This is a genomic window from Yersinia sp. IP36721 (genome assembly GCF_003634395.1).
Taxonomy (GTDB): domain Bacteria; phylum Pseudomonadota; class Gammaproteobacteria; order Enterobacterales; family Enterobacteriaceae; genus Yersinia; species Yersinia entomophaga.
On record NZ_QCZL01000026.1, the window covers coordinates 27,238 to 50,286 of the forward strand.

Here is a 23,049-nt window from a genome sequence, read left to right on the forward strand (position 1 = left end):
TAACCATCCGGTAGCCCTTAAAGGCACGCTAGCTCCCCTGGACAGCGTGCCTTTTTACTTTCTGACAAACACAACTTTATAACTTTTTATTTTCATTTCATTCAAGGAGTAAACACTATGATAGCCGTAGAATTAGTCATTGTTCTGCTGGCCATTTTTTTAGGGGCCAGGCTGGGCGGTATCGGGATAGGGTTTGCAGGGGGCATTGGCGTATTGGTTTTAGCCATTATTGGTGTAAAACCCGGCAGTATTCCCTTTGACGTTATTTCAATCATTATGGCTGTAATTGCCGCTATCTCTGCAATGCAGGTCGCAGGCGGCATGGATTATCTGGTACAGCAAACTGAGAAGTTGCTGCGTAAAAACCCAAAACACATCACTATTCTGGCGCCTCTGGTCACCTATTTTTTGACCATTTTTGCCGGTACAGGGAACATCTCTCTTTCCGCATTACCAGTGATTGCTGAAGTGGCGAAGGAGCAAGGCATAAAGCCTTGCCGTCCGCTGTCTACGGCCGTGGTTTCAGCGCAAATCGCCATTACAGCATCTCCGATTTCTGCCGCCGTGGTCTATATGTCCTCGGTAATGGAAGGCCACGGAGTCAGCTATTTACATCTACTGATGATCGTTATTCCCTCCACGCTGTGCGCCGTATTCTTAATGTCGCTGATCGTGTCATGGTGCTTTAACTCCAAACTGTCCGATGACCCTGTTTATCTGAAACGCCTCGAAGAAGGTTTGGTCACGCTGCGCGGCGATCAGGTCAAAGTGATCAAGCCTCGGGCCAAAACCTCGGTATTACTGTTCCTGTTGGGCGTTATGTGCGTGGTGGCTTATGCCATTATCAACAGCCCAAGCGTCGGTCTGGTAGAAACGCCGCTGATGAACACCACCAACGCGATTCTGATTATCATGCTGAGCGTCGCGACGCTGACCACGCTGGTCTGCTCCGTGGATACAGATGCCATTCTCAACTCCAGCACGTTTAAAGCCGGTATGAGCGCCTGTATCTGTATTCTGGGCGTGGCATGGCTGGGCGATACCTTTGTACAGCACAATCTGGTATGGATTAAAGAAACGGCGGGTGGCCTGATTCAGGCTCATTCATGGTTGCTGGCAGTGATTTTCTTCTTCTGCTCTGCGCTGCTGTACTCTCAAGCTGCGACTGCCAAGGCACTGATGCCAATGGCGATGGCGCTGAACGTTTCTCCACTGGCGGCGATTGCTTCTTTCGCAGCGGTTTCCGGCCTGTTCATTTTACCAACCTACCCAACGCTGGTTGCGGCGGTTCAAATGGACGATACCGGCACCACCCGCATCGGTCGCTTCGTCTTTAACCATCCGTTCTTTATTCCCGGCACCATCGGGGTCGCGCTAGCCGTTGTATTCGGCTTCGTGATGGGCGGTCTGGTTCTCTAGTTCTCCCCGAGGGCGCCCCGTGCGCCCTCATCAATCCCCTCTTATCCCGCTGCATTAATCTCCATATTGGATAAATCATCTTCAGACCCGCCCCTCCTTCGGGGTATAGTGCATGACTGTCAGCTTTTCCTAGCGAGGTTAGAATGTCTGATTCTGATGTGATTGTCGTACTGTGCACCGCACCCGATGAAGCCAGTGCTCAAGATCTTGCAGGGCGAGTTCTGGGGGAACAACTGGCGGCCTGCGCTACGCTGCTGCCCGGCGCAACGTCTCTTTATTACTGGGAAGGACGTTTGCAGCAGGAATACGAAGTACAAATGCTATTCAAAAGCAATAGCACCCATCAGCAGGCATTACTGAGTTTTATCAAACAACATCACCCTTACCAGACGCCAGAATTGTTGGTCTTGCCGGTTCGGGATGGAGATAAAGATTACCTGTCATGGCTCAACGCTTCTTTACACTGATACTGCTGCTATGCAGCGCGCTACTGGCACCTCAAAGTGCTCAGGCATCTCTTTTTAGCCAAAACGGTCAGAGCCGCTTTTTGCCGGTCGATCAGGCATTTGCCTTTGATTTTAGACAACAGGGCGAGCAGCTCGATTTAAGCTGGCAAATTCACCCCGGCTATTATTTGTATCGCCAGCAGATCAAGATTGTTCCGCAACAGGCGACTCTTGGCGCGGTGAACATTCCCGCAGGCCTTGCTCATAGAGACGAGTTCTATGGCGAAGTCGCGATTTTCAAACAGCGGCTGGATTTACAGATCCCGATGATTCGGGCAGAGAAAGGAGCCAGCGTCAGCGTGACCTATCAAGGCTGCGCGGATGCGGGATTCTGTTATCCGCCGGAAACCAGAATTGTACCGCTGAGCGCCATTGTCGCCACACCGCACACCGCAGCGGAAACGCCTGTTACGCCGCCGGCACAAACCGAATCTGAACCGGCCTCATTGCCTTTCTCTCCACTCTGGGCACTGTTGATTGGCATCGGCATCGCTTTTACGCCGTGCGTTTTGCCAATGTATCCGTTGATTTCAGCCATTATTCTTGGAAGAGAAAAACCCCATAGCCAAGGACGAATATTTGTTTTAGCTATGGTTTACGTCCAGGGAATGGCGCTGACTTATACCTTATTAGGATTAGTGGTGGCCGCTGCCGGGCTACAGTTTCAGGCGGCGTTACAGCATCCTTACGTGCTGATTGGGCTGTCGGCGCTGTTTGTACTGCTGGCGTTATCGATGTTCGGCCTGTATTCCCTGCAATTACCGGCTTCCCTGCAAACCCGTTTAGTCGAGTGGAGCAACCATCAACGCGGCGGTTCCCTGTTCGGCGTCTTTGCCATGGGAGCGCTAGCCGGATTAATTTGCTCCCCCTGCACCACTGCGCCTCTCAGCGCCATTTTGTTGTATATCGCTCAAAGCGGAAACATGCTGGCTGGCGGCGGTACGCTTTACCTGTACGCGCTGGGGATGGGGATTCCACTGATTGCGGTCACGCTATTTGGCAACCGCCTGCTACCGCGCAGTGGGCCGTGGATGCAATACGTGAAAGAAGCGTTCGGCTTTGTGATTCTGGCACTGCCAGTCTTCCTACTGGAACGCATTATCGGCGATATTTGGGGCATTCGCCTGTGGAGCCTGCTGGCGGTGGCCTTCTTCGGTTGGGCCTTTATTATCAGCTTAAAAACGCATCAAGGCTGGGTTCGGGCGCTGCAACTTCTGCTGCTGGCAGGATTACTGATTGCAGCCCGACCATTGCAGGATTGGGCTTTTGGTCACAGCGCTACGCAGCAAACGACGATTAGCCATCTCAACTTCCAGCAGATTAATAACCTACCGGAATTACAGGAAGCGCTGGCAAAGACGAAAGGTAAACCGGTGATGTTGGACTTGTACGCCGATTGGTGTGTAGCCTGTAAAGAGTTTGAAAAATACACCTTTAGCGATCCTAAGGTGCAGTCTCAATTAGCCAACACGGTGCTGCTACAGGCCGATGTGACAGCCAATAATGCGGAACACGCCGCAATGCTGAAAGCGCTCAAAGTGCTGGGATTGCCAACTATCCTGTTTTTCGACGAACAGGGAAATGAAATGACGCCGTCGCGGGTCACCGGTTATATGGATGCCGAAGCTTTTTTGCATCATTTGCAGAATAGCCAGCGGTAATCCACACTAGCAAAACACCGATGTGGAAGGAGAAGCAACGTGCAACGAGAAGACGTTTTGAGCAACGCCCTCAGCCTGTTAGAGCAACGAGGCCTCGCAACGACCAGTCTGGAAATGCTGGCAGAAAAATTATCCTTGCCCGTCAGCGACCTTCAACGTTTTTGGCCAGATAGGGAAGCGTTGCTATACGATTGCCTGCGCTACCACGGCCAGCAAATCGACACTTGGCGTCGGCAGCTACAGCTCGACGAAAGCCTGACGCCACAGCAAAAACTGCTGGCTCGCTACCAAACGCTGAATGAACAGGTTCAGCAACAGCGTTATCCCGGCTGCCTGTTTATCGCCGCCTGTAGCTTCTTCCCAGAAACCGACCATCCCATCCATCAATTGGCGGAACAACAGAAACAGGCCTCTCTGCAATATACCGAAGAATTACTGCATGAAATGGATGCCGACGACGTTGAAATGGTGGCACAGCAAATGGAGTTAATTCTGGAAGGCTGCCTGAGCAAGCTATTAATCAAACGTCGACCGCAGGATGTGGAAGTGGCAAAACGTCTGGCGGAAGACGTTCTGGCCGTCGCCCAGTGCCGCAAAAACGGCGCGCTGAGTTAAGTTCAGGGCCAGCGGCTTTGCATCTATCGCGCTCAACCCGCATTATAGTGGCCCTTTATTTTCAGTAAGACTCATAGAGAATTCAGAAATGGCCCAACAAACCTCTGTTGCCGAAGTGATTTATTACCACGGCGCTGTTTATACTGCGGATCGAGATAATACGATCTGTAGCGCTATCGCTATCGGGCAGGGTTATATCCTGGCAACTGGCAGCGATGACGAGGTACTACGCCTCGCTACTCCAGAAACTCAGCTAATTGATCTGCAAGGCAAGCTGATGATGCCAGGACTGATTGACAGCCATATGCACCCGTTTTGGGGCGGCAAGCAGCTACGCGGCTGCCACCTGAACTATGCGGCGCTGACCGTTGAACAGACGCTGGCGTTCATCCAACAACATTTGGATGCCGATCCAAGTCAGGGGGATACCGACTGGCTACCCGTGCGGGCGTGGCAGCGTCAGGCCATGATTCCTGTCGGTGCAGATATGAGCCGTGCTGCGTTGGACACCTTAAAGACTCGCCGTCCGGTGGTGCTGTTTTCCAACGACTGCCACACCTTGGCCGCCAACAGCCGCGCACTGGAACTGTTGGGCATTGATGAAAATACCCCAACGCCGTCCGATGGCAAAATTGCCCGCGATGAGCAGGGAAAACTGACCGGAATTCTGGAAGATGCGCCCGCAATGCGCGCTTTCGACAGCATTCCTTCCGGCTCGCCTGAGCAAAACGTGAATACCGCCGCCTATGTGCAACAGGTTTTAAATGCTCAGGGCGTGACAACGGTGATGGATACCCGCGTATTTGCCGAACAATTATCCGCATTCGGCGCACTGCGCGATCGTGGCGAACTCACGCTGCGACTGCTGGGTGCAAAAGAAGTCACTCCCGACAGCCTGAAAGGGCCGCAGGATGCCGGACGAGCCGTTGATGAAATTGTCGAATTTGGTCGCCAATGGGGTGATAAAAACTGGACGCCAGAACCAGGTTTGGCCGTTGATCACGTTAAATTATTTATCGATGGCGTACTCCAGCCGCCGACAATGACGGCCTCGCTGCTGGAACCCTATCGTGAAAATCGCGGAACAGCCGAGCAACCAGACTGGCAGCCAACCGAACGTTACGGTGACCTGTACTTTACGGCTCCGGTGGTGGACGCCCTGATGGTGGAATGTGCTCGCGCCGGTATGCATCCTCATACCCATACCGTCGGCGACGGTGCCATTGAAATGGTACTCAACGCCGTTGAGAAGATGCGTGAAGCTTATCCTGAGAAGGATATTCGTCCGGGCCTGGCACACAACGAATTGGTTGCAGCCCATCAATACGAACGTTTTGCCAAACTGAAAGCGACGGCGGTGCTGTCATTCCAATGGTGTGGTTTGCCGGGAGTGTTGATCGACGAAGAGCGGGAAATGCTGGGAGAAGCGCGTTTCCAGCATATGGAACCGACCGCCCGTTTCCTCGATGCGGGCGCGCGTCTGGCTTATGGCAGCGACTGGCCGATTGATCGTCTGGATGAGTGGTATAACCTTCAGGTGGGAATGACTCGTCGCGCGTGGGATAGTGAAGGAAACCCGGCTGGCCCGCGTTTAGATAACGACCGCGATTTGACGTTAATCGAAGTGCTGCGAGCGGCAACTATTGACGCTGCCTATATGATTGCCAAAGAACAATACATTGGCTCATTGGAAGTCGGTAAATTTGCCGATGCAATTATTTTGAAAAATAATCTGTTTGAACAACCGGCGGAAACCATTTATCAGACCAAAATCGAAAAAACGCTGATCGGTGGGAAAATCGTTTACCAAAGTTAATCTAACCTTATAAAAAAGGGGCAGTGCTGCGGCGCTGCCTTTTTATTTTAGGCCATTACCACCCTTTATTGAACATTATCACTTTGTATTTCAATAGCAGAATATAAATGCCGGTCAAGTTAACCAAAAACACCACTTTAGGATATCTATTATTAACATTGATTAATTTTATATATTCCCAATAATTAGAAAGAAATAATCGCGTTATCGCCCTCCTGCGCTAATTAAAATTCATCGTATTTACCCGAAAAAAACCGCGGCCTTGGCTATTATTACTCTCCGTACTCACGCTGAGCTTTCCAACCCGTACCCCCTGTGTCAAAATCCGCTCCCTTTTTATATTTGAACACCAGAACGACGGTATCCGTTGATACCAGGAGATGATAGGGTAATGCCACAAAATATTCAGTTACGCAGAGTTCTTAAAACGCCAGCCTTGGTCGCCTTCGGCCTTGCTTATATGGTTCCGCTGGGCGTATTCACCACTTACGGTCAGGTGACGGTTCTCAGTCATGGCCACTTACCTATCGCTTATCTCATCACGATCATCACCATTTTATTTACTGCTCTCAGCTATTGTCGTATGACCAGCGCGCTCCCGCTGGCTGGCTCTGCCTATTCTTACGTACAGCGCTGTTTTGGCGGTAAAACCGGTTTTCTGGTGGGTTGGGCGCAAATATTGGATTATCTGTTCCTGCCGATCCTTAACTATTTAGTTTTAGGTATATTTTTACACGAAGCATTCCCGGCTATTCCTGCGGCAGTCTTTGTCCTGGGTTCGATCGTCAGCGTCAGCTTGCTGAATATCCTCGGCGTTCGCTTGCTAACGTCGGTTAATTTCTCGCTGATTTCGGCGCAAATGGTCTTTATCGTTCTGTTTTTGGCACTATCGTTCAGCCAGGCCGATCTCAGCCCGGAAGCACTGTTAAAGCCGCTGTTGGTGGGCTCATCTGACTTTTCCGGTCTGTTATCCGGCGCGGCGGTGCTTTGTCTAGCCTTCCTCGGTTTTGATGCCATAGCGACCATGGCGGAGGAAGCGCATGACGCCAAACGCACGCTGCCACGCGCTATTCTGATTACCGTTATCGCAGCCGGTACTATATTTATGGCCGTTTCTTATGCCGCTCACCTTATCTACCCAGACTGGAAAGCGCTGATTCCGGTACAAGATACCGCCAGTTTGGTGATATCGGAAAAAGTAGGCGGCAAGTGGATGTACACCTTCTTTATGGCGACCTATCTGACCGGCGTATATGCCTCTGCCATGACGGCTCAGACCGGGGTTTCACGCATCTTTTACGCCATGGGTCGTGAAGGCGTGCTGCCACGCAAAATCTTTTTCCATCTTCACACACGTTTCCACACGCCTTATCGAGCCATCATTTTTGTCGCGATTATCTCGCTCTCCGCACTGTTCCTCGATTTGAGCATGGTGGTATCAATGATTAGCTTCGGCGCACTCGGCGCATTTACCTTCGTGAATCTCAGCGTGGTCAAACACTTCCTGATCAATGAGAAACGCCGCGGCACCAGCGCCATGATTAAGTATGGCCTGCTCCCGATGATAGGGTTTGTGATGTCGGTGTGGCTTTGGGTCAATCTGGAGCCAGACGCACTGAAGGTAGGATTGATATGGTTGGTCATTGGGTTTATCTATCTGGTTTATCTGACCAAAGGCCTGCGCCAGGCGCCGCCTTCTGTCGATCATGATGACATTGCTCACCTGATAGATTAAGTTTTCCCATTGAACCAAACAGATAGGCCCCGCATTGACCGTGTTCAAGCGGGGCTTATTTCGTTTATATGACTCATTCTCGCTGTGGAAAAAACCGGAATGTTAACCAGCCGTCGAATTACACATACTGATGCACCTTACTTTGTCGAAGTAGACAAACTGTATGAAAGCGCCTTCCCCCGCCATGAAAAACGCACTCCTAAAGCTAAAACCAGCGCGTTAAACAACGATAATTATTCGTTACTTGCCTGGTTCGACGGCGAACTATTTGTAGGAATGATTGGTTCATGGGCGTTTAACGGTTATACCTATATTGAACATCTGGCTGTCAGTAGCCAGCAACGCTCGCAGGGATACGGCAAACGCATACTTGAGCAATTTATACGACAGCATCCGGTGATTATTCTGGAGGTCGACCCACTGACGACTGAAATCGCCCGTAAGCGCCTGCGCTTCTATCAAGGACTCGGCTTCGTAGAAAACAGCTTCGAGCACCGCCACCCCCGCTATCATCCGGATCTTGACGATCACGAACTGGTGGTATTGAGCTACCCAGAACCAATCAGCCAAGCTCTTTATAATCAATTTAATAATGAGCTTATCAACATCGTAATGGGCAACGTGTCGTCCCTGAGATTTTGAGAAACTCGCGGCACTATGTCGCTCAGCGCCCAACAATGAGCGATAATGCATCAAAACCAGCTAAAACGCTGAAACATTAGGCAGGCAATCAAGAAGTGGAAGGATTTACATTGACGAGCCAACGGTAATCGAGTTTAATACGCCCCGTTGCCCGGATAGCTCAGTCGGTAGAGCAGGGGATTGAAAATCCCCGTGTCCTTGGTTCGATTCCGAGTCCGGGCACCATATTTAGAGAAACCAGCCTACGGCTGGTTTTTTGCTTTCTGGCATCTGGACTCTTCATCGAACACGTTCGATTATTCGAGCCAAAGGCTCTCACCCCTGCGGGGCCGTCGCAAGCGACGTTCAAAGCCGCCTAGCGGCGTTGTCCGAGTCCGCCAATTACTCTATCGACACTGAACCTACTTCAGAGTGACCCAATAGATATTGGTTTTTAATTCAGCAGAATTAAGAACTCTACTATCTGGAAATACAGATACTGTAACAGCAATATGTAGTCTATATATTTGCATCTATGAAACCATTAATGCCATTGATAAAGCCCATTCTTTTCTGAACGGTATTGAGTTGGCGACATATTGAAATAACTTTTAAAATCCTGGCAGAAAGTACTCTGACTAGGGAACGCCATATCCTGGCTGATTTCACTCACTCTCAGATTTGTCTCTACCCGTTTATCCGCGGATAAAATAAGTCTTTTCCACCGTCTATATTTGGATAAGCTCATGCCTATTTCGCTTTGGCCTTCAAGTCAAAATAAGATTTAGAGTATCCAGCCACAGCAATAACGTCCGAGACTTTGATTCCCAGATGAATATTGACTTATACCCAATAAAAAATGTCAGGAAAACTTTTAATAAAAATTTTTTTGCATAGGTCATATCAAGACATGAGATTCCCTGTTGATTAAAAGAAAAACCAATATATTGTCATGAAGCAAAAACTCTCTACTTCGTATTATAAATCGAATAAATAATTATGTTAGCGGTTTATCAGGCAGCCTTAAATACCGCATTTACTCTTTCTTCCCACAGCATTACTACCGGTAATACACTCAATATTTTCAATAAATAAAAAATGTTATTAGCTGCTATATTTAAAAAATAAAAGTGGTTATCAATAAGTGACAATAAAGTTCGGTAGCCTGAATAGCAAGCCTGTCTATCAATCCAAATGAGCTACTGTTTTTAACTGACTCTCGTTATAAATACAAACTTCATCGACCAGAAAGCAGTGATAAGCACATCGCTGGTAAACTCTGCAATACGGCTGTTGACGCCTCAGAGCTATAAAACAAAAAAACCCTCCAGAAATAAGGAGGGTCAGTGGAAATGACGGAACGTTGGAGGAAAAGCCCAAGCGCGGTATCTCCGCCGTGTTTTACCTGTCTGAACGCTAAATCGCCCCTAAATTCAGATATAAACCAGCAGAAAATTGTCTCTCACGCGTTTAACAAGCTGCCTCTACGGTTTCTACCTCTCTTTGTACATAACCAAGACGGATAGCATCAAGCGCAATCATTTTCTCTTCATTAGTCGGAATCACAGCGGCGATGACTTTCGACGCCTTAGTGGTAATAACCTGAGTAGCACCGCACTGTAATTGAGCATTCTTCGCTGAATCGGTCTCAAAACCAAAAACGGCCAGATGCTCCAATGTTAGCTGACGGATCAACGCCGAATTTTCACCCATGCCGCCAGTCAGGATTAAAGCATCAAACCGCCGCAGCGAACTGGCGTGTCCGCCGATATGTTTGGCAAGCCGATGTACAAAAACGTTTATCGCTAAACGTGCCCCCGCATGCCCTTCACGATAGGCTTTCTCTAAAACCCGCATGTCGCCGGATAAGCCAGAAATGCCCAAAAGCCCGGATTCCTTGTTTAATACATGATCCAAATCCGCCATATTTTGTCCGGTTCGATGCGCCAGATAAGCTAGTGCCCCGAAGTCCACATCACCGCTACGAGTTCCCATAACTAAACCTTCCAACGGCGTCATTCCCATTGATGTATCTACGCTTTTACCATCTTGAATGGCGCAAATAGATGCACCATTGCCGAGGTGCGCAATAATCAGACCATAGTCCTGCTTATCAAATCCGAGAATATCAACGGCTTTACTCGCCACATAGCGATAAGACGTGCCGTGAAAACCGTAGCGTCGGACACCTTGCTCGCGAAAATAACGGTAAGGCAGCGCGTAAATATATGCCTCCGGTTTCAACGTTTGGTGAAAACCTGTATCAAAAACGGCCACCTGCCTGATGCCTGGAAATAGCTGACGTGCAGCCTCAATACCATGCAAATTTGCGTAGTTATGTAGAGGAGCCAGTGGTGAAACTTTTTTTATCTCATCAACGACGCGATCGTTAATTAACACTGATTCACTGAATATTTCACCGCCATGGGCAACACGATGGCCGATTAAGACAATAGATTTATCCAGTCCGCACTTTGCTAACTCATCGGAAATAGCTGTCAACGCATCAGCATAATTGCCTTTACCCAGTTGAATCTTGGCGTTTTTATCAATTCTTAAAAAAGAGGCTTCGGAACCAATACCGTCTGCAATTCCTGACGTGATGGCTTCACAATTACTCAGGTTCAGGACTGAAAATTTAATCGATGATGAACCGCTGTTAATAACCAGAACCGTAGGGTTTAAAGTCATGTCATTACTCCGCCCATGTATTATTGAGGGCAAGTTGAGGGCTTTTAGCGCCATACTTAAACTAATTTGTAGACGATATTAAGAATGGTCAGTAGACCGACGAGAGTGACAAAGTAGTTTTCTGGGCGACCTCTGAATCGAGCCAGCGCTGGCAGTTTATGGATGGCATACATCGGCAGCAGACACAGCAATGAGGCGATAATTGGTGCCCCCATGGCTTCAATCAAATCGAGGATATTGGGATTGATATATGCCACTATCCAGGTCGATCCCATAATGAAAACCATGCTGATCAGATTTAACCTACCGCTGGAAACTTTGGTTTTATCACCCTGATAACCAAATTTAACAATCAAACCATTTAGGCCTTCTAGCGTGCCGAGATAATGCCCAAAGAAAGATTTAAAAATGGCAACCAGCGCAATCAACGAAGCGGCATACTCCAGCGTAACGGAGAAAGCTGACTGGCCTCCCGCCATGGCGGAAAAATGGTTAGCGAGATAGGACAGTACGGGAATATTCTGTACCTTGGCCTCTGCCATATTCTGAGGCGATAGCGCAAATAAGCAGCTAAAAGCAAAGAACATAACAACCGCGACCATTAACATGCTGGCTCTGCTAATAATCTGAGAACATTTTTTCTCAGTAAAACTACGACCGAATTCCGGCTCATATTCTTCACGTTTTGATACAACAAAAGAAGAAACGATCGGTGAGAAGTTAAAGGAAAACACCATGATGGAAATACCCAGCCACACCGTTACCAGTATTCCGTCATGTCCGAACAGAGAAATATCATTGACACCCACCTGCTCAATAACCGAGGTATTCCAGTAAGGAATCAACGAAACTGAAATAAGTACCAGGCAGGCAATAAATGGAAATACCAGGAAACTCATGACCTTAACCATGAGATCTTTGCCAAAGTAAATCACTGCGGACATTAATAGCAGTAATCCTAACGCCACCAAACCTCGGTTTAGCGGAACCAACTGAAGCTGATTTTCCCAAAAGGTCATAAAGGTGTTGGTAATAGTAACGCCGTAAATCCACAGAAGTGGGCAGATAGCAAAAAAGTAAAGGAAGGTAATAACGACGCCGCCGGTTTTACCGAAGTGCTCTTCAACCGTTTCAGTAATATCCCCTGAACAATTTTTTCCTGACAAACACAAGCGAGCCAATGAGCGGTGGCAAAGAAAAGCGATTGGATAAGCCAAAAGCAACATGATTAATATTGGAATAAGCCCGCCAATACCTGCACGAATAGGGAAAAATAGAACGCCTGCGCCTATCGCGGTGCCAAATAATCCTAAAGTCCAGGTTGTATCTGACTTACGCCACGTTTTTGTTTTGACTGGTGTTGATATAGCATTATCGATATCCATTAATAAATTCCTTATTAAGATATTTTACGAAATACTGCTTAACCCCGTAATTTGTGATACTCGTGATAAATCAATGTTGCCGCCTGATATAATGCTGACGGTCTTTTTGCCGGTGATATAGTCTTTTAACTTTCCGCTCAGTAATGCCGCTGATGCTAATGCCCCTGCACCTTCGGTTATGATTTTGTTACGTTGAATAAGGTCGATCATACTTCTTCTTATTTCATCTTCGCTGACCAAGACAATGTCATTAACCAGCGCTTTGACTATTTCAAAGGTTGCATTACCTGGGCGCGCGACATCGCAGCCATCGGCCAATGTTGAGGTTTTACGATGATTGGTAATACTACCGTTATAATAAGAGGCCGCCATGCCATGAACGTTTTCCGATTGTACGCCGATAATATTAATAGTCGGGTTGACTGATTTGATCGCCAAAGCAATACCGGCAATCAAACCACCACCGCCAATAGGAACAATCACATTATCGACATCGTAAAGATCTTCGAGTATTTCCAAACCAATGGTCCCTTGGCCGGCAATCACCTTTTCATCATCAAAGGGATGAATGAAAATTCTATTCTCCAATTCAATAATTTCACTGGCTTTGGCGATGGTGTCATTGAAGTTCTCTCCGTGCAGTATCACCTGAGCAGAATATTCACTGGTCGCCGCAATTTTTGATTTCGGCGCACAATTTGGCATAACAACTTTGCTGTTAATGCCTAACATGGCGCAAGATAAAGAAACGCCTTGTGCATGGTTCCCTGCGGAACAGGCAACGACACCCTGTTTTTTTTCTTCTTCAGTAAGTGAACTGAGTTTATTAAATGCCCCGCGAATCTTAAATGAACCGGTACGCTGCATGTTTTCAAATTTGAGGTAAATCTCACCATGGCAACGCTCGCTAAGGTAATTTGATCTCGCCAGACCGGTTTTATAGATATGCCCCTTTAATCTTTTTTGCGCGCTAATCACGTCGTTAATCGTCATTTTTAAGTCATTGTAAATTTTCATGTTTATAGCCCTGATCAATAATAATTCAAAGAATAATATATATAATAGGGCTGGATGCTACGGCACGAAAAACTGGATTAATGTGACGGAAATAGCAAAAAGAAGCGGTTGATATCTAATGAACAGTGGTTTATTTCAAGAAATGCAACGGAGTCGACATTAAGAGAGAAATTAGTTTTATTTATCTGAAAAGGTGAGGGGAATTAAATTTCACTTAAAAAACGTTTATAACCAAATAAAATAGACAGGAAAGCAGCGGAAGAGAGCCATGAGGTAAGGAATAAGAATAAATTTAATGAAAATCAAAGCCGTCAGGCCAAAGTTTTTTACTATCATAATATTTTATCGCTATGCCTCACTCAATGTTAATAAATGGTTGTGTTTATGTTTAAATATAACAAACCTACAGTTTTAACCATAAAGTCGGATAGATAATAAAATGTGATAACGATCACTTCATTATTCATAAAATTTTTCAGTAAAACACATATCGTCACATGTAAAAACAACGGAAATAGCACGGTATAAATCAAGAGCAATACTAAAAACATGCCTATTCGCTTTTATTCATTCACTTACCAAATTACACAACGCTTAACTTAAGATAATAAATATATCAAAATAAAATTAATCACCAACAACAGATAACCACCGCAAAAGTAATGTAAATTACATTTTTCACAATTAATTTAAAAACGCTGTAAGAATAATAAAATTAAACACATTATTATCATAAGCATAAATGAGCGAAAAACATAAAAATAAAATACAAATAAAAGAGAGAATAGGCACTATTAATAACGATAGAAACCGATGGGAAAACTAATGCTTGTAAACAATACTTATAAAGCACCCCAAAACTGGTCGTTGCCTAAGTCAGAATCTCTTATTTCAGGAGGAAATGCATCTGCATCTTCAATATCTAAATTTGATATACCCAGACTAGAAGAAATAAAAACGCTTTGTGATCAAGGCTGCATAGGTATAGTGCCTGAGCATCTAATTAAATTACAGGTATTTGCTCAAGAAAATAATTGTCTGATAGGTATCAGGCCCGTGGATGTTATGGCAACAGACCTGATCAAAAATGGATACCCAACCAAGGGTTTTCATATTAAGGGAAAAAGTGCTAACTGGGGCCCTCAGGCTGCATTTATCTGCGTTAAGCAGGAGCTGAGCAAACTGGTAGATAAGCCAGATAAAATTGCGTTATTTAATCAACAAATTCAAGCCTGCATTGACGAAGGCCACGCGCAAAAAGTACCGCTGGAAATAACTGCAGCAAGGTTAGATATCTTGATGAAGAGAAATATGGTTGATATTCAGATAGATGCTAATGGTTTCCCCATTGCGCTGGATGCCCGAACCCCCAGTGGAAAACTGTATAAATTTGAGCTGATACCAGTAAAAGAACATGCGGATTTATATTTAGTTCAACATCATGGAGAGACCATTGAGGTGCTGGCACCGCCCGGTGAAAATAAAAAACCGCTGACCGCTGATTACGATTTATTGATGATTGCACCACACTTACAAGAGTACGGGGCTAAAGATAATCTCCTAATCAAAGAGGTTTCCCACGATGTATTCAAACGAAACATGGATGTTTATAAGCGTCGTCGTCATAGCGAGGTAGTTAATAAATATTTTCAGGCGGAATATCTTGATCCCGCTAAATTTTATGAGCGGGAAGACAGCAATATTGGCAATGTCTCACCGCGAATCCGCGCAATGATACCACTTATAAATAAAGCTATGGTGGGCGAGGGTGAACCGGTTGTCCATCACAGCACTGACGCAGGCAGCCCGGCAAGCGACATAGCGGCAAATTTCCCCGCGACCTTCGTGCTACCAAAGCCACTAGGAAAATTGAATGATATTTGCGTGATAAAAAATATAGATGAATTTAAGGAGTTGATCATCGCCGCTAAAAACGAAAACTATTACATTCCGGTCAATCCACTATGGCCAAATGAAGTGACAAAAATACGTAGCGAGAGTTTTTCCTCCGTTATTCGACGTTTTAGTCGTTAAAGTAATAAATACGGATGATTTCTAACCTTTTATATATGACGTCTATTTTCCAAGGCGAATTTTTTTATTTATTCGCAGGTTTTTCGCACATTAAAAGCCACCTTCAAAGAAGGTGGCTAACCGACGATGAAATTACTTCGCTGGGCTTAGGGTAAATATTTTTGGGTTTCTTCCTAACCATTGAGCGGCTAGTGCATTGACCTGTTCTGGCGTCACCGCTTCCAACTGCTCTGCCTCTTGAGCCAGCAGGGCGAAATTGCCGTCATCACTACCAACCTGAGCCAAGGCATCAGTCCAATAACTTGCACTGTTTCGCCCTTCTTCCTGCTCAATTCGCCAAGCTTTTTTGGCTTTACTCAGCTCTAGCGGACTGATTCCTTCTTCTGCAACCTGCTTCAGCACTTTCTGCGCCAACTGCGCCATTTCTTCTGCCCTTTCTGGCGCAGAGGTAAAGTTCAATCGAGCCAAATAATAAGGCGTTGGCAACTTGGCTACCATTTGGCTAAAGCCCAGAGTATAAACGCCGCTGGCCTGTTCCCGCAGCGCATAGCGCAAGCGTAGAGAAACCACTTTATCCATCAGTTGTAAGGCTAGCTGATTCGGCTGTGACCAGACCGCATACGATGAGAATTGCATACTAACCATAGTCTTAGGACTACTGGCTAATGGGTAGTCCTTCGACATTGCACGATTCAGCGGCTTAATGCCCAAATCACGCCAATGTAGTCGCTGCTCGGTAGCAGGAATACTTCCCATCCAACGTTCCACCAGCGTTTGCAACTTCCCTTCATCCAAAGAACCGCTAATAGTTAGTGTCATATCCTGCGTGGCGGAAAATAGCTGACGATGGCGTTGCTCTAGCCCTTTTATATTAAAGTCGCGCCACGGCCCGTTAGCTGTCACCAATAAGCGATCCCCATGTTGATAGCCTTCCTGAGTCATGCTATCGAGAAAACGGCGCTCTACCGGTTGCTTATCAATGCCCAAAGCATAGGACTGCTTCTGCCGCTCCAGCTTTTCGCCGGAAAACTGAGGCGCAGTCATTTTCAAGTGCAGCAATTGCAATAGGGATTCCAAATGTGCCGCTGGCGCAGAGCCGCGTAAACCGTGGAATAACATCTCGTCGTAAGGCGTCAGCGCCAAATCCTGCTGTTTACTCAGTTGAGCCAACTGGCGCGAGCTGTATTTTCCGTAACCGCTGGCTTCCGGTAAGCGCATCGCCCAGCTAACCTCACTGACCTCATTCTCATCTTCCAACGAACGCCCACCGGGAATACGTAATGAAATCTGCACATTATCTTTCATTCCCGCGTCCGATTTAACGATCACCCGCATTCCGTTGCTCAGCGTCCACAGTTGTGTATTGGCGATAGGCAAAATCTGGCGCTGTACAACCCTCCCGGCCACCGGCGTATCTAGCGTTAAAGTCACCGCTTTGGGTTTTAGGGTGAAAGCGCCCAGCTGGGTTTGACGAGTTGCGTTCCACAACGCCGCGATAGCTTTACTATCCACCTGTTTTTTATCCATATCTGGGCCAATTAAAGCTAATCGTACTGAAGCGGTATCCAGCAATTCCGCCACCTGCGCCTGAACGTGCTGCGGGCCAATCGCGGCCAGCCAGGTTTCCGTCATTGCTAGCTGCTGCTGTTTATCCAGCATCGGTAAATTGAGTTCAACCGCCGTAGTAAGATTATCTGCAAGATAACCAGGCTGATAACGGCTTTCACCGGCAGCCTGCTGACGCAGTTTGGTTAATATTTGCTGACGCGCTGCATTCAGTTCTTCTGCACTCACCGGCGTGCTGGCCATGCGCTGTAGCTCGGTAAATAGCTGTTTCAGCGTTCCGTTGTAATCACTCCCCTGCGGGCGAGCGATTAATAAATGCTGAATACGCTGATTATCCAGCAAAGCGGGCTGCTGATTAATGCTGGCAACCGAGAGCATCTCGTTATCCACCAGCAATGATAAGCGCTGGTTAAAGATGGTCAGCCACAAAGTATCCAGCAAATCTCGCCACTGACCGTTAGCGCTATTTAAGGAAACCGGCAAATCACGCTGTAACCCCAACTGAATAATGCGCGAGCCTTGTTCTGCATCGAATAATTCACTGATTAACATGCCAGGCTGAGGCGCAAATTTCTTCCAATCTGGATTATCCTGAGCCAACGGCTGGGTAGCAGGAACGGAGAATAACCCAGTAATTTGTTTACGCACTTCCGTAGATTTGAAGTTTCCGACAATCACCAGAGCCATTCGCTGCGGCTGATACCATTGTTGATAATAAGCCACGGCTTCAGATACCGGAGCCTGCTGTACCACATCCAGCAAACCAATAGGATCGCGTTGTGCATAGCGGCTACCGTAATACCGTAGTTGCTCCAGTGACTGGTTAATACGGAAACCCACGCCCTGACGCAAACGCCACTCCTCCACAATCACTGGCCGCTCTTTATCAAAAGCTTCGGGTTCAAAACTGATACCTGTCGCCCAATCGGACAAAATCCGCAGCCCGAGCTGAATTTGCTTTTCCTCTGCGTTAGGCAGAGAAAGCTTGTAAGTCGTGGCATTCAGACTAGTCACTGCATTAACGTGACTTCCCAAGGTAATACCTTGTTTTTCTAGTGATTTAAAACTGGAGGTGCCGGGGAAATTACGCGTACCTTTGAACGCCATATGCTCGACAAAATGCGCTAAACCACGCTGTTTTTCACTCTCTTGCAATGAACCACTGTTCACCAGCAGCCGCATTTCCACGCCCGGCTGCGATCGCGCTAGCAAATAAACCTGTAGGCCGTTATCCAGCGTGAAGTGCTGCACATCACTGCGAATCGGCAAAGACTGCCCGTCAGATAGCTCGGTTTCACGGGTTGTCGGCGCGCAGCCCAACAATACGCAGACAAGCGACACAAGCACTAGTCGGTTAAACATGGTGTAGCAACTCCTTGAGAAAAAACAGATTTTACATCCAGGTACAAGCGATGGTCGGCGAGATCGGCCAGGAATGTCTGGTGACTTACCAGTAAAATGGCGCTGTGCGGCAACGCCGAACGCAGCAACCGCAGCAGATGGCGCGCGCTGGATGCATCCAGCGCCGAGGTGGTTTCATCCAACAAAATCAACCTTGGCTTATTCAATAACAAACGGGCAAACATCAGCCGCTGCTGTTCGCCGCCGGAAAGGCGCTGTTGCCACGCCGTCGATAAGGCCAATTGATAAATGAACTGCGGCAAACCAACCTGTGTCAGGACGTCCCGATACTGTTCATCGCTAAAAGCACTGCGATCCGCTGGATATGCCAGTAAATCGTCCAATCGCTCATGCGCCAGATATAACCGCTGCGGCAGCCAGCTCACGCTGGCGCTGCGGGTAATCTGCCCGCGGTAATGTGGCCAATGGCCGCTGAATGCACGTAATAACGTGGATTTACCAATGCCGGATCGTCCCTGAATCAGCGTCAGGCTACCTGGCGCAGCCTCTACGAGGATGCCTCGCAGCAGTGAATTTCCATCGGCAGTTTGTAAATTCAAGCTGGCCCGTAGCGGCATCGCGTCGTCCGAAGCCGTTTCTACCGGGCTGGACGGCTCCGCTTCCAGCAGCACCACAAAGTTATACAATCGGGTTACGGTGGCCTGCCAGGCGGCAATGTCCCGATAGGAGAAAATGAACCAGCCTAGAGCACCCGCCACCTGAGCGAATGACTGACGGATTTGCATCAATCCGCCCAATAACAGTTCACCGGCGAGGAATTTTGGTAACGCGAAAAAAATCGGCGCCAATGCGCTAAGCTGCTGATAACCGACGGTGAAGAACGATAGGTTTTTCTCATAGCGAATCAGCTGATACCAGTTATCGGCAATGGCGTGAAAACGCTGTAGCAAAGCCGCTCGCTCGTGCAATTCGCCGCGTTGGCCAGCAATAGCGTCGCTGGCTTCCCGTCGGGCAATCAGCCCACTGCGGTAATCGGCCTCACGACGCTGTTTTTCCATATTGAGCTGACGCAGCGGATAGCCGATCCAGTGGGTCAGGCCAATGCCAATCAAGGTGTAGAAAATACACACCCAGAACATGTAACCAGGAAGGGTGAAACTGTGGGACGACAGGGAAAAATTCAGGCTGCCAGAGAGTTGCCATAAAATGGCGGCGAACGACACCAGCGTCAGCATGGAATGCAGGAAGGTAATCAACAGACGCAGGCTAGATTCAATCAGCAAACGCACATCCTCGGCAATTCGCTGGTCTGGGTTATCTGGCTCCAATGCGTTGATTTTCAGTGCATAGTGTTGCCCGTTGCGAGAAAGCCAGCGTGCCAGAATATATTCGGTCATACCGATACGCCAACGCATGATTAGCCGTTGCTTCAAATAATCCGCAAACACCACCACCAGAATCAAAGCGCTAACCAGCACGATAAAATGCTGGAGTAACTGATAGAGAGCCTGGCTGTTTAGCTGCTGTAGCGCATTGTAAAAATCGCCGTTCCACTGGTTAAGACGCACATTAAACCAAACCGATGATAGGCTGAGCACCAGCACTATCGCCAATAGCAACCAGGCAAACCATGCGGTGCCAACGCCCCAAAAAGGCCTAGCGAGATAACAGAACTGTTTTAACGTTTTCATCAATCAACCGATCTTGTACTGACCTAAAAACCAAAACGTCTGGCTGCCTAAGCCGCCCGACTGCGTTCAGTGACTTCTCAACATAATTACAGGTCGTAACTCAGTTGCAGCCAGAACTGGCGCCCCGGTTCATAGGAGTGCAACACCTTGTCTTCATACACAAAAGTGTCCGCCACGTTGCGTTTGTTCAGTACGTTATTCACCTCGACCGAGATCCCCGCACCATAGGCAAAATCAGGTTTCCAGGTCACTTTGGTGTCCCAGCGGTAGGTGCTGGCAAAGTGGGTCTTCTCGTACTTCAACATCTGCGAACCGGTGGTCGGATCGGTGTAATAATCTTGCTGGTAGCGTACCGCCTGATCCCGCGGGCCACGCCATTGCAGCAGGTTATAGAAGGTCAGGTTGTGTTCCTGCCAATCACTGGTCAGCTCCAGATTGAAGCGCCACGGCGAGTTAAAGTTGGTGGAGGGTAAATCGGAAGCGTTAATCACCTTGCCGTCGTACCAGACTTTATCCGAATCCAGCTTGGTGCTTGGGTCGAAGAAAGCGTAACCCTGATCTTTCGGCGTATTGCTCTTACTTTGCTGCCAGCTCAGGGAACCGGTCATAGCATGAGACAACGCACCAGTTTCCCACGGCTGATTGTTGCTCACGGAAAGTGAAACCGTATCGTTGCTGCTGCGGCCGCCGTTATCAAAGGTACGAATGCGCGACTGCAAACTATTACCGCTGTTCGGATACTTAGTACGGCTGCGTACCTCGTCATAACCTTCGCGGTGAACATATTGCAAACGCCACTGGGTTTTCATGATTTGCTGTTGCAGAGCGAGGCTTAACTCATCGTTATAAGGCGTTGAAAGTTTATCGATACCTTCGAAATCTTTCACGTCGCCCCACTCAACCTGATTGGGATCGAGGTGACAGTCGTAGTAGCAATTCTGCATACCGGCGTTTTGCGCTTCATACAGCGCATAGGTCAGCATTGAACGACCATAGTAACGGTTAGCCCCAGCGATCAGCACCGTATTACCAGTTCCGAAAATATCCAAACTGCTGCTCAAACGCGGAGCAATATTGGTCTGGCCGACAAAATCATCCCGATCCACACGTACGCCCGGACGCACGGTCAAACGGCCATACTGCATGCTGTCGTCAAGGAACAGGGCGTAGCTGGTGTAATCCGCTTTATAGGTTCCCGCGCGAAAGCGGGTGATATTGCTGGGCTGAGTATCTGAAGTAAGCCAGTCTGGCGATCCGTAGAACCGATAGCGGTAGTAATCCCGATCCCGTTGATAGCGCGCCTCGGTTTTATTAACTTCAAAACCAACGTTTGGCGAGTGGAACATCCCCAGCGTCTCAAATTGATTAAAGCGCAGCACCCCTTTCGCCGTGGCACTGTTTTGTCGGGTGATCAAGTCCCCCTGCCCGCCATTGTTGTAATAACCCGTATTCGGCCAGTTTGAATAATCTTCCAGGGCGAAGAAATCTTTCACATCATTGGTGCGCTCATCCACCAGCTTTTGGTAACCGGCGGTTAAATCCAGGTTGGCAAAATCAAAGCGGTGCTCTAACTGCAACGTCGTGCTCAAGCCATTATGATCGTTATCGTAGCCTGAATTGATTACGCTGCTGGAAAAGAGCGAGCTGGTATAGGCCGAGTAATTGCCGGATAAATGCAGGCTGGTACGCTCATTGGCATCCCATGAGAACTTGGCGAAATAGTTATCAGACACCCGTTTCTGGCTGCGGTAGCCGCCGTCCATTGAGACGCCTTCCAGCTCATTATTCGGCCCTATCTGTAAACCGCTGCCGCCGCTGGTATAAGTCGGAATATCCGAAATACGATGCGAGGCAGAAAAGACTACGCCCAGATTATCGGTTATGCCCGCTTCAAACCAACCCCCGAAGTTCTGTTTACTGTATTTCGGCTGGAAGCGATCTGGCCGACTGGTGTCATTCTTTGAGCTGTCAAAAGCGGTGCCGGGATCGGTAAACACCTTGTTCCACGCCGAACGGGTTTCGCGGAAATATAAATGTGCGCTGTTATCACCACGCCAGCGACGGCTGGTGACATCCAGCGTACCGCCGGTAAAACCACCATATTCCACCGGAATGTTGTTATCGAACACAGTCACGCTGTCGATTAAACGGCTATCGAGATAAATCCCCTGATCGCTGCTGTCAACGCGGGTCGTGGTTTCACCATTGCCACTGCTGGCCGGATCGACGTCGTTGTTAAAGCTCACGCCATCCAGTTTGTAGTTGTTTTGGTAGCTGGAAGAACCGTGGATAGAAATCGCACTCGGCTTGATTTCCCCTTGATTGAGACTGGTGTTACCGCTGTTAGAAAACTGTACCGCCGGATTGGTACGCAATAATTCGGTAATGTTACCGTTGCCGGTAGTGCGCTGGCGAATCTCTTCCGAAGTAATCACCTGCGGGGCTGACATCAGATTATCCGCTGCCCGACCGCTGGTTTCCCCCATCACAGAGGTAGTCGGAAGAATAATAGCGCCGGTGTTAGCACCTTTCATCGTCGGTGGACGAATAACAAAACCGCTACCGCTGCTAACCAACTCCAGGCCGCTGCCCGCCAGTAATTGCTGCAACGCAGACTGCGGGCTGTAATTACCATGCAGAGCGGGCGCTCGCAGGTTACGCAGCTCGGATTCATCGAATAACACATGCAGTTGGCCTTGCTGCGCCACATTGGCAATAGCGTTGGCTAACGGTTGCTCCGCCATATTGAGCTGTAAATCGGCGGCGCCTGCCCCTTGACTCATCAGCAGCGTTGCCAGCGCCAGGGCAGAAAGAACAGGCATCCCAGAAGGTTTCTTTTTGTTGTAAGTCATCTCGCAATTTCTTCCCTAGAAAATAAAAATGCCTTGCCAATGGGCAGAGGCATCAGGGAAGACGAGAGAATGAGAATT

The 23,049-nt window shown here is 48.1% G+C and carries 14 protein-coding genes and 1 tRNA gene; 9 read left to right on the forward strand and 6 right to left on the reverse strand.

Annotated elements, in window-relative coordinates:
• Nucleotides 1-117 precede the first annotated feature (117 nt).
• The 8 genes from DBA33_RS17090 to DBA33_RS17125 all read left to right on the forward strand — a co-directional run bounded on the left by DBA33_RS17090 (nt 118) and on the right by DBA33_RS17125 (nt 8,619).
• Complete coding sequence (locus tag DBA33_RS17090) at nt 118-1,419, forward strand: anaerobic C4-dicarboxylate transporter (RefSeq protein WP_064514705.1); 1,302 nt, start codon at nt 118-120, stop codon at nt 1,417-1,419.
• A gap of 143 nt (nt 1,420-1,562) precedes the next feature.
• Nucleotides 1,563-1,886 carry a divalent cation tolerance protein CutA gene (gene cutA / locus DBA33_RS17095; protein WP_064514707.1) on the forward strand — a complete coding sequence of 108 codons (324 nt, stop codon included), beginning with the start codon at nt 1,563-1,565 and terminating at the stop codon, nt 1,884-1,886.
• A complete protein-coding gene (locus DBA33_RS17100) occupies nt 1,862-3,586 on the forward strand; it encodes a protein-disulfide reductase DsbD (RefSeq protein ID WP_120806869.1) in 1,725 nt (574 codons plus the stop codon). Before cutA ends, DBA33_RS17100 begins: the two co-directional genes overlap by 25 nt.
• Before the next feature lie 39 nt (nt 3,587-3,625).
• On the forward strand, nt 3,626-4,201 hold the full coding sequence (locus DBA33_RS17105; protein WP_064514710.1) for a transcriptional regulator: 576 nt from the start codon (nt 3,626-3,628) through the stop codon (nt 4,199-4,201).
• 88 nt (nt 4,202-4,289) lie between these two features.
• Nucleotides 4,290-6,017 carry an amidohydrolase gene (locus DBA33_RS17110; RefSeq protein WP_120806870.1) on the forward strand — a complete coding sequence of 576 codons (1,728 nt, stop codon included), beginning with the start codon at nt 4,290-4,292 and terminating at the stop codon, nt 6,015-6,017.
• A gap of 391 nt (nt 6,018-6,408) precedes the next feature.
• The gene (locus tag DBA33_RS17115; RefSeq protein WP_064514714.1) at nt 6,409-7,752 is read left to right on the forward strand and encodes an APC family permease; all 1,344 of its coding nucleotides are present in this window, start codon (nt 6,409-6,411) and stop codon (nt 7,750-7,752) included.
• 99 nt (nt 7,753-7,851) lie between these two features.
• Nucleotides 7,852-8,394 (forward strand): GNAT family N-acetyltransferase, encoded by a 543-nt coding sequence (locus DBA33_RS17120; protein ID WP_120806871.1) that lies wholly within the window; start codon nt 7,852-7,854, stop codon nt 8,392-8,394.
• Between the two features lie 149 nt (nt 8,395-8,543).
• Nucleotides 8,544-8,619, forward strand: a tRNA-Phe gene (locus DBA33_RS17125).
• Between the two features lie 1,224 nt (nt 8,620-9,843).
• On the opposite strand, the gene tdcD is transcribed toward DBA33_RS17125, so the two are convergent.
• From tdcD to tdcB, 3 genes are read right to left on the reverse strand one after another with little or no spacing between them, the layout of a single operon-like run.
• The gene (gene tdcD, locus DBA33_RS17135; protein WP_064514718.1) at nt 9,844-11,064 is read right to left on the reverse strand and encodes a propionate kinase; all 1,221 of its coding nucleotides are present in this window, start codon (nt 11,062-11,064) and stop codon (nt 9,844-9,846) included.
• Nucleotides 11,065-11,120: 56 nt separating this feature from the next.
• The gene (gene tdcC / locus DBA33_RS17140; RefSeq protein WP_064514720.1) at nt 11,121-12,449 is read right to left on the reverse strand and encodes a threonine/serine transporter TdcC; all 1,329 of its coding nucleotides are present in this window, start codon (nt 12,447-12,449) and stop codon (nt 11,121-11,123) included.
• Between the two features lie 24 nt (nt 12,450-12,473).
• Nucleotides 12,474-13,466, reverse strand: coding sequence for a bifunctional threonine ammonia-lyase/L-serine ammonia-lyase TdcB (gene tdcB, locus DBA33_RS17145; protein ID WP_064514723.1), 993 nt, complete (start codon nt 13,464-13,466; stop codon nt 12,474-12,476).
• 825 nt (nt 13,467-14,291) lie between these two features.
• Here tdcB and DBA33_RS17155 point away from each other — a divergent pair.
• Nucleotides 14,292-15,500: an anthrax toxin-like adenylyl cyclase domain-containing protein gene (locus tag DBA33_RS17155; protein ID WP_120806872.1), complete on the forward strand. Its 1,209-nt coding sequence runs from the start codon at nt 14,292-14,294 to the stop codon at nt 15,498-15,500.
• Nucleotides 15,501-15,632: 132 nt separating this feature from the next.
• Here DBA33_RS17155 and DBA33_RS17160 read toward each other — a convergent pair whose 3' ends face one another.
• The 3 genes from DBA33_RS17160 to DBA33_RS17170 form a co-directional block, all read right to left on the reverse strand.
• On the reverse strand, nt 15,633-18,428 hold the full coding sequence (locus DBA33_RS17160; RefSeq protein WP_120806873.1) for an insulinase family protein: 2,796 nt from the start codon (nt 18,426-18,428) through the stop codon (nt 15,633-15,635).
• Nucleotides 18,413-20,119, reverse strand: a complete 1,707-nt coding sequence (locus tag DBA33_RS17165; RefSeq protein WP_120806874.1) for an ABC transporter ATP-binding protein/permease — start codon at nt 20,117-20,119, stop codon at nt 18,413-18,415. Before DBA33_RS17165 ends, DBA33_RS17160 begins: the two co-directional genes overlap by 16 nt.
• 86 nt (nt 20,120-20,205) lie before the next feature.
• Nucleotides 20,206-22,971, reverse strand: coding sequence for a TonB-dependent receptor (locus DBA33_RS17170; RefSeq protein WP_120806875.1), 2,766 nt, complete (start codon nt 22,969-22,971; stop codon nt 20,206-20,208).
• Between the last annotated feature and the right edge of the window lie 78 nt (nt 22,972-23,049).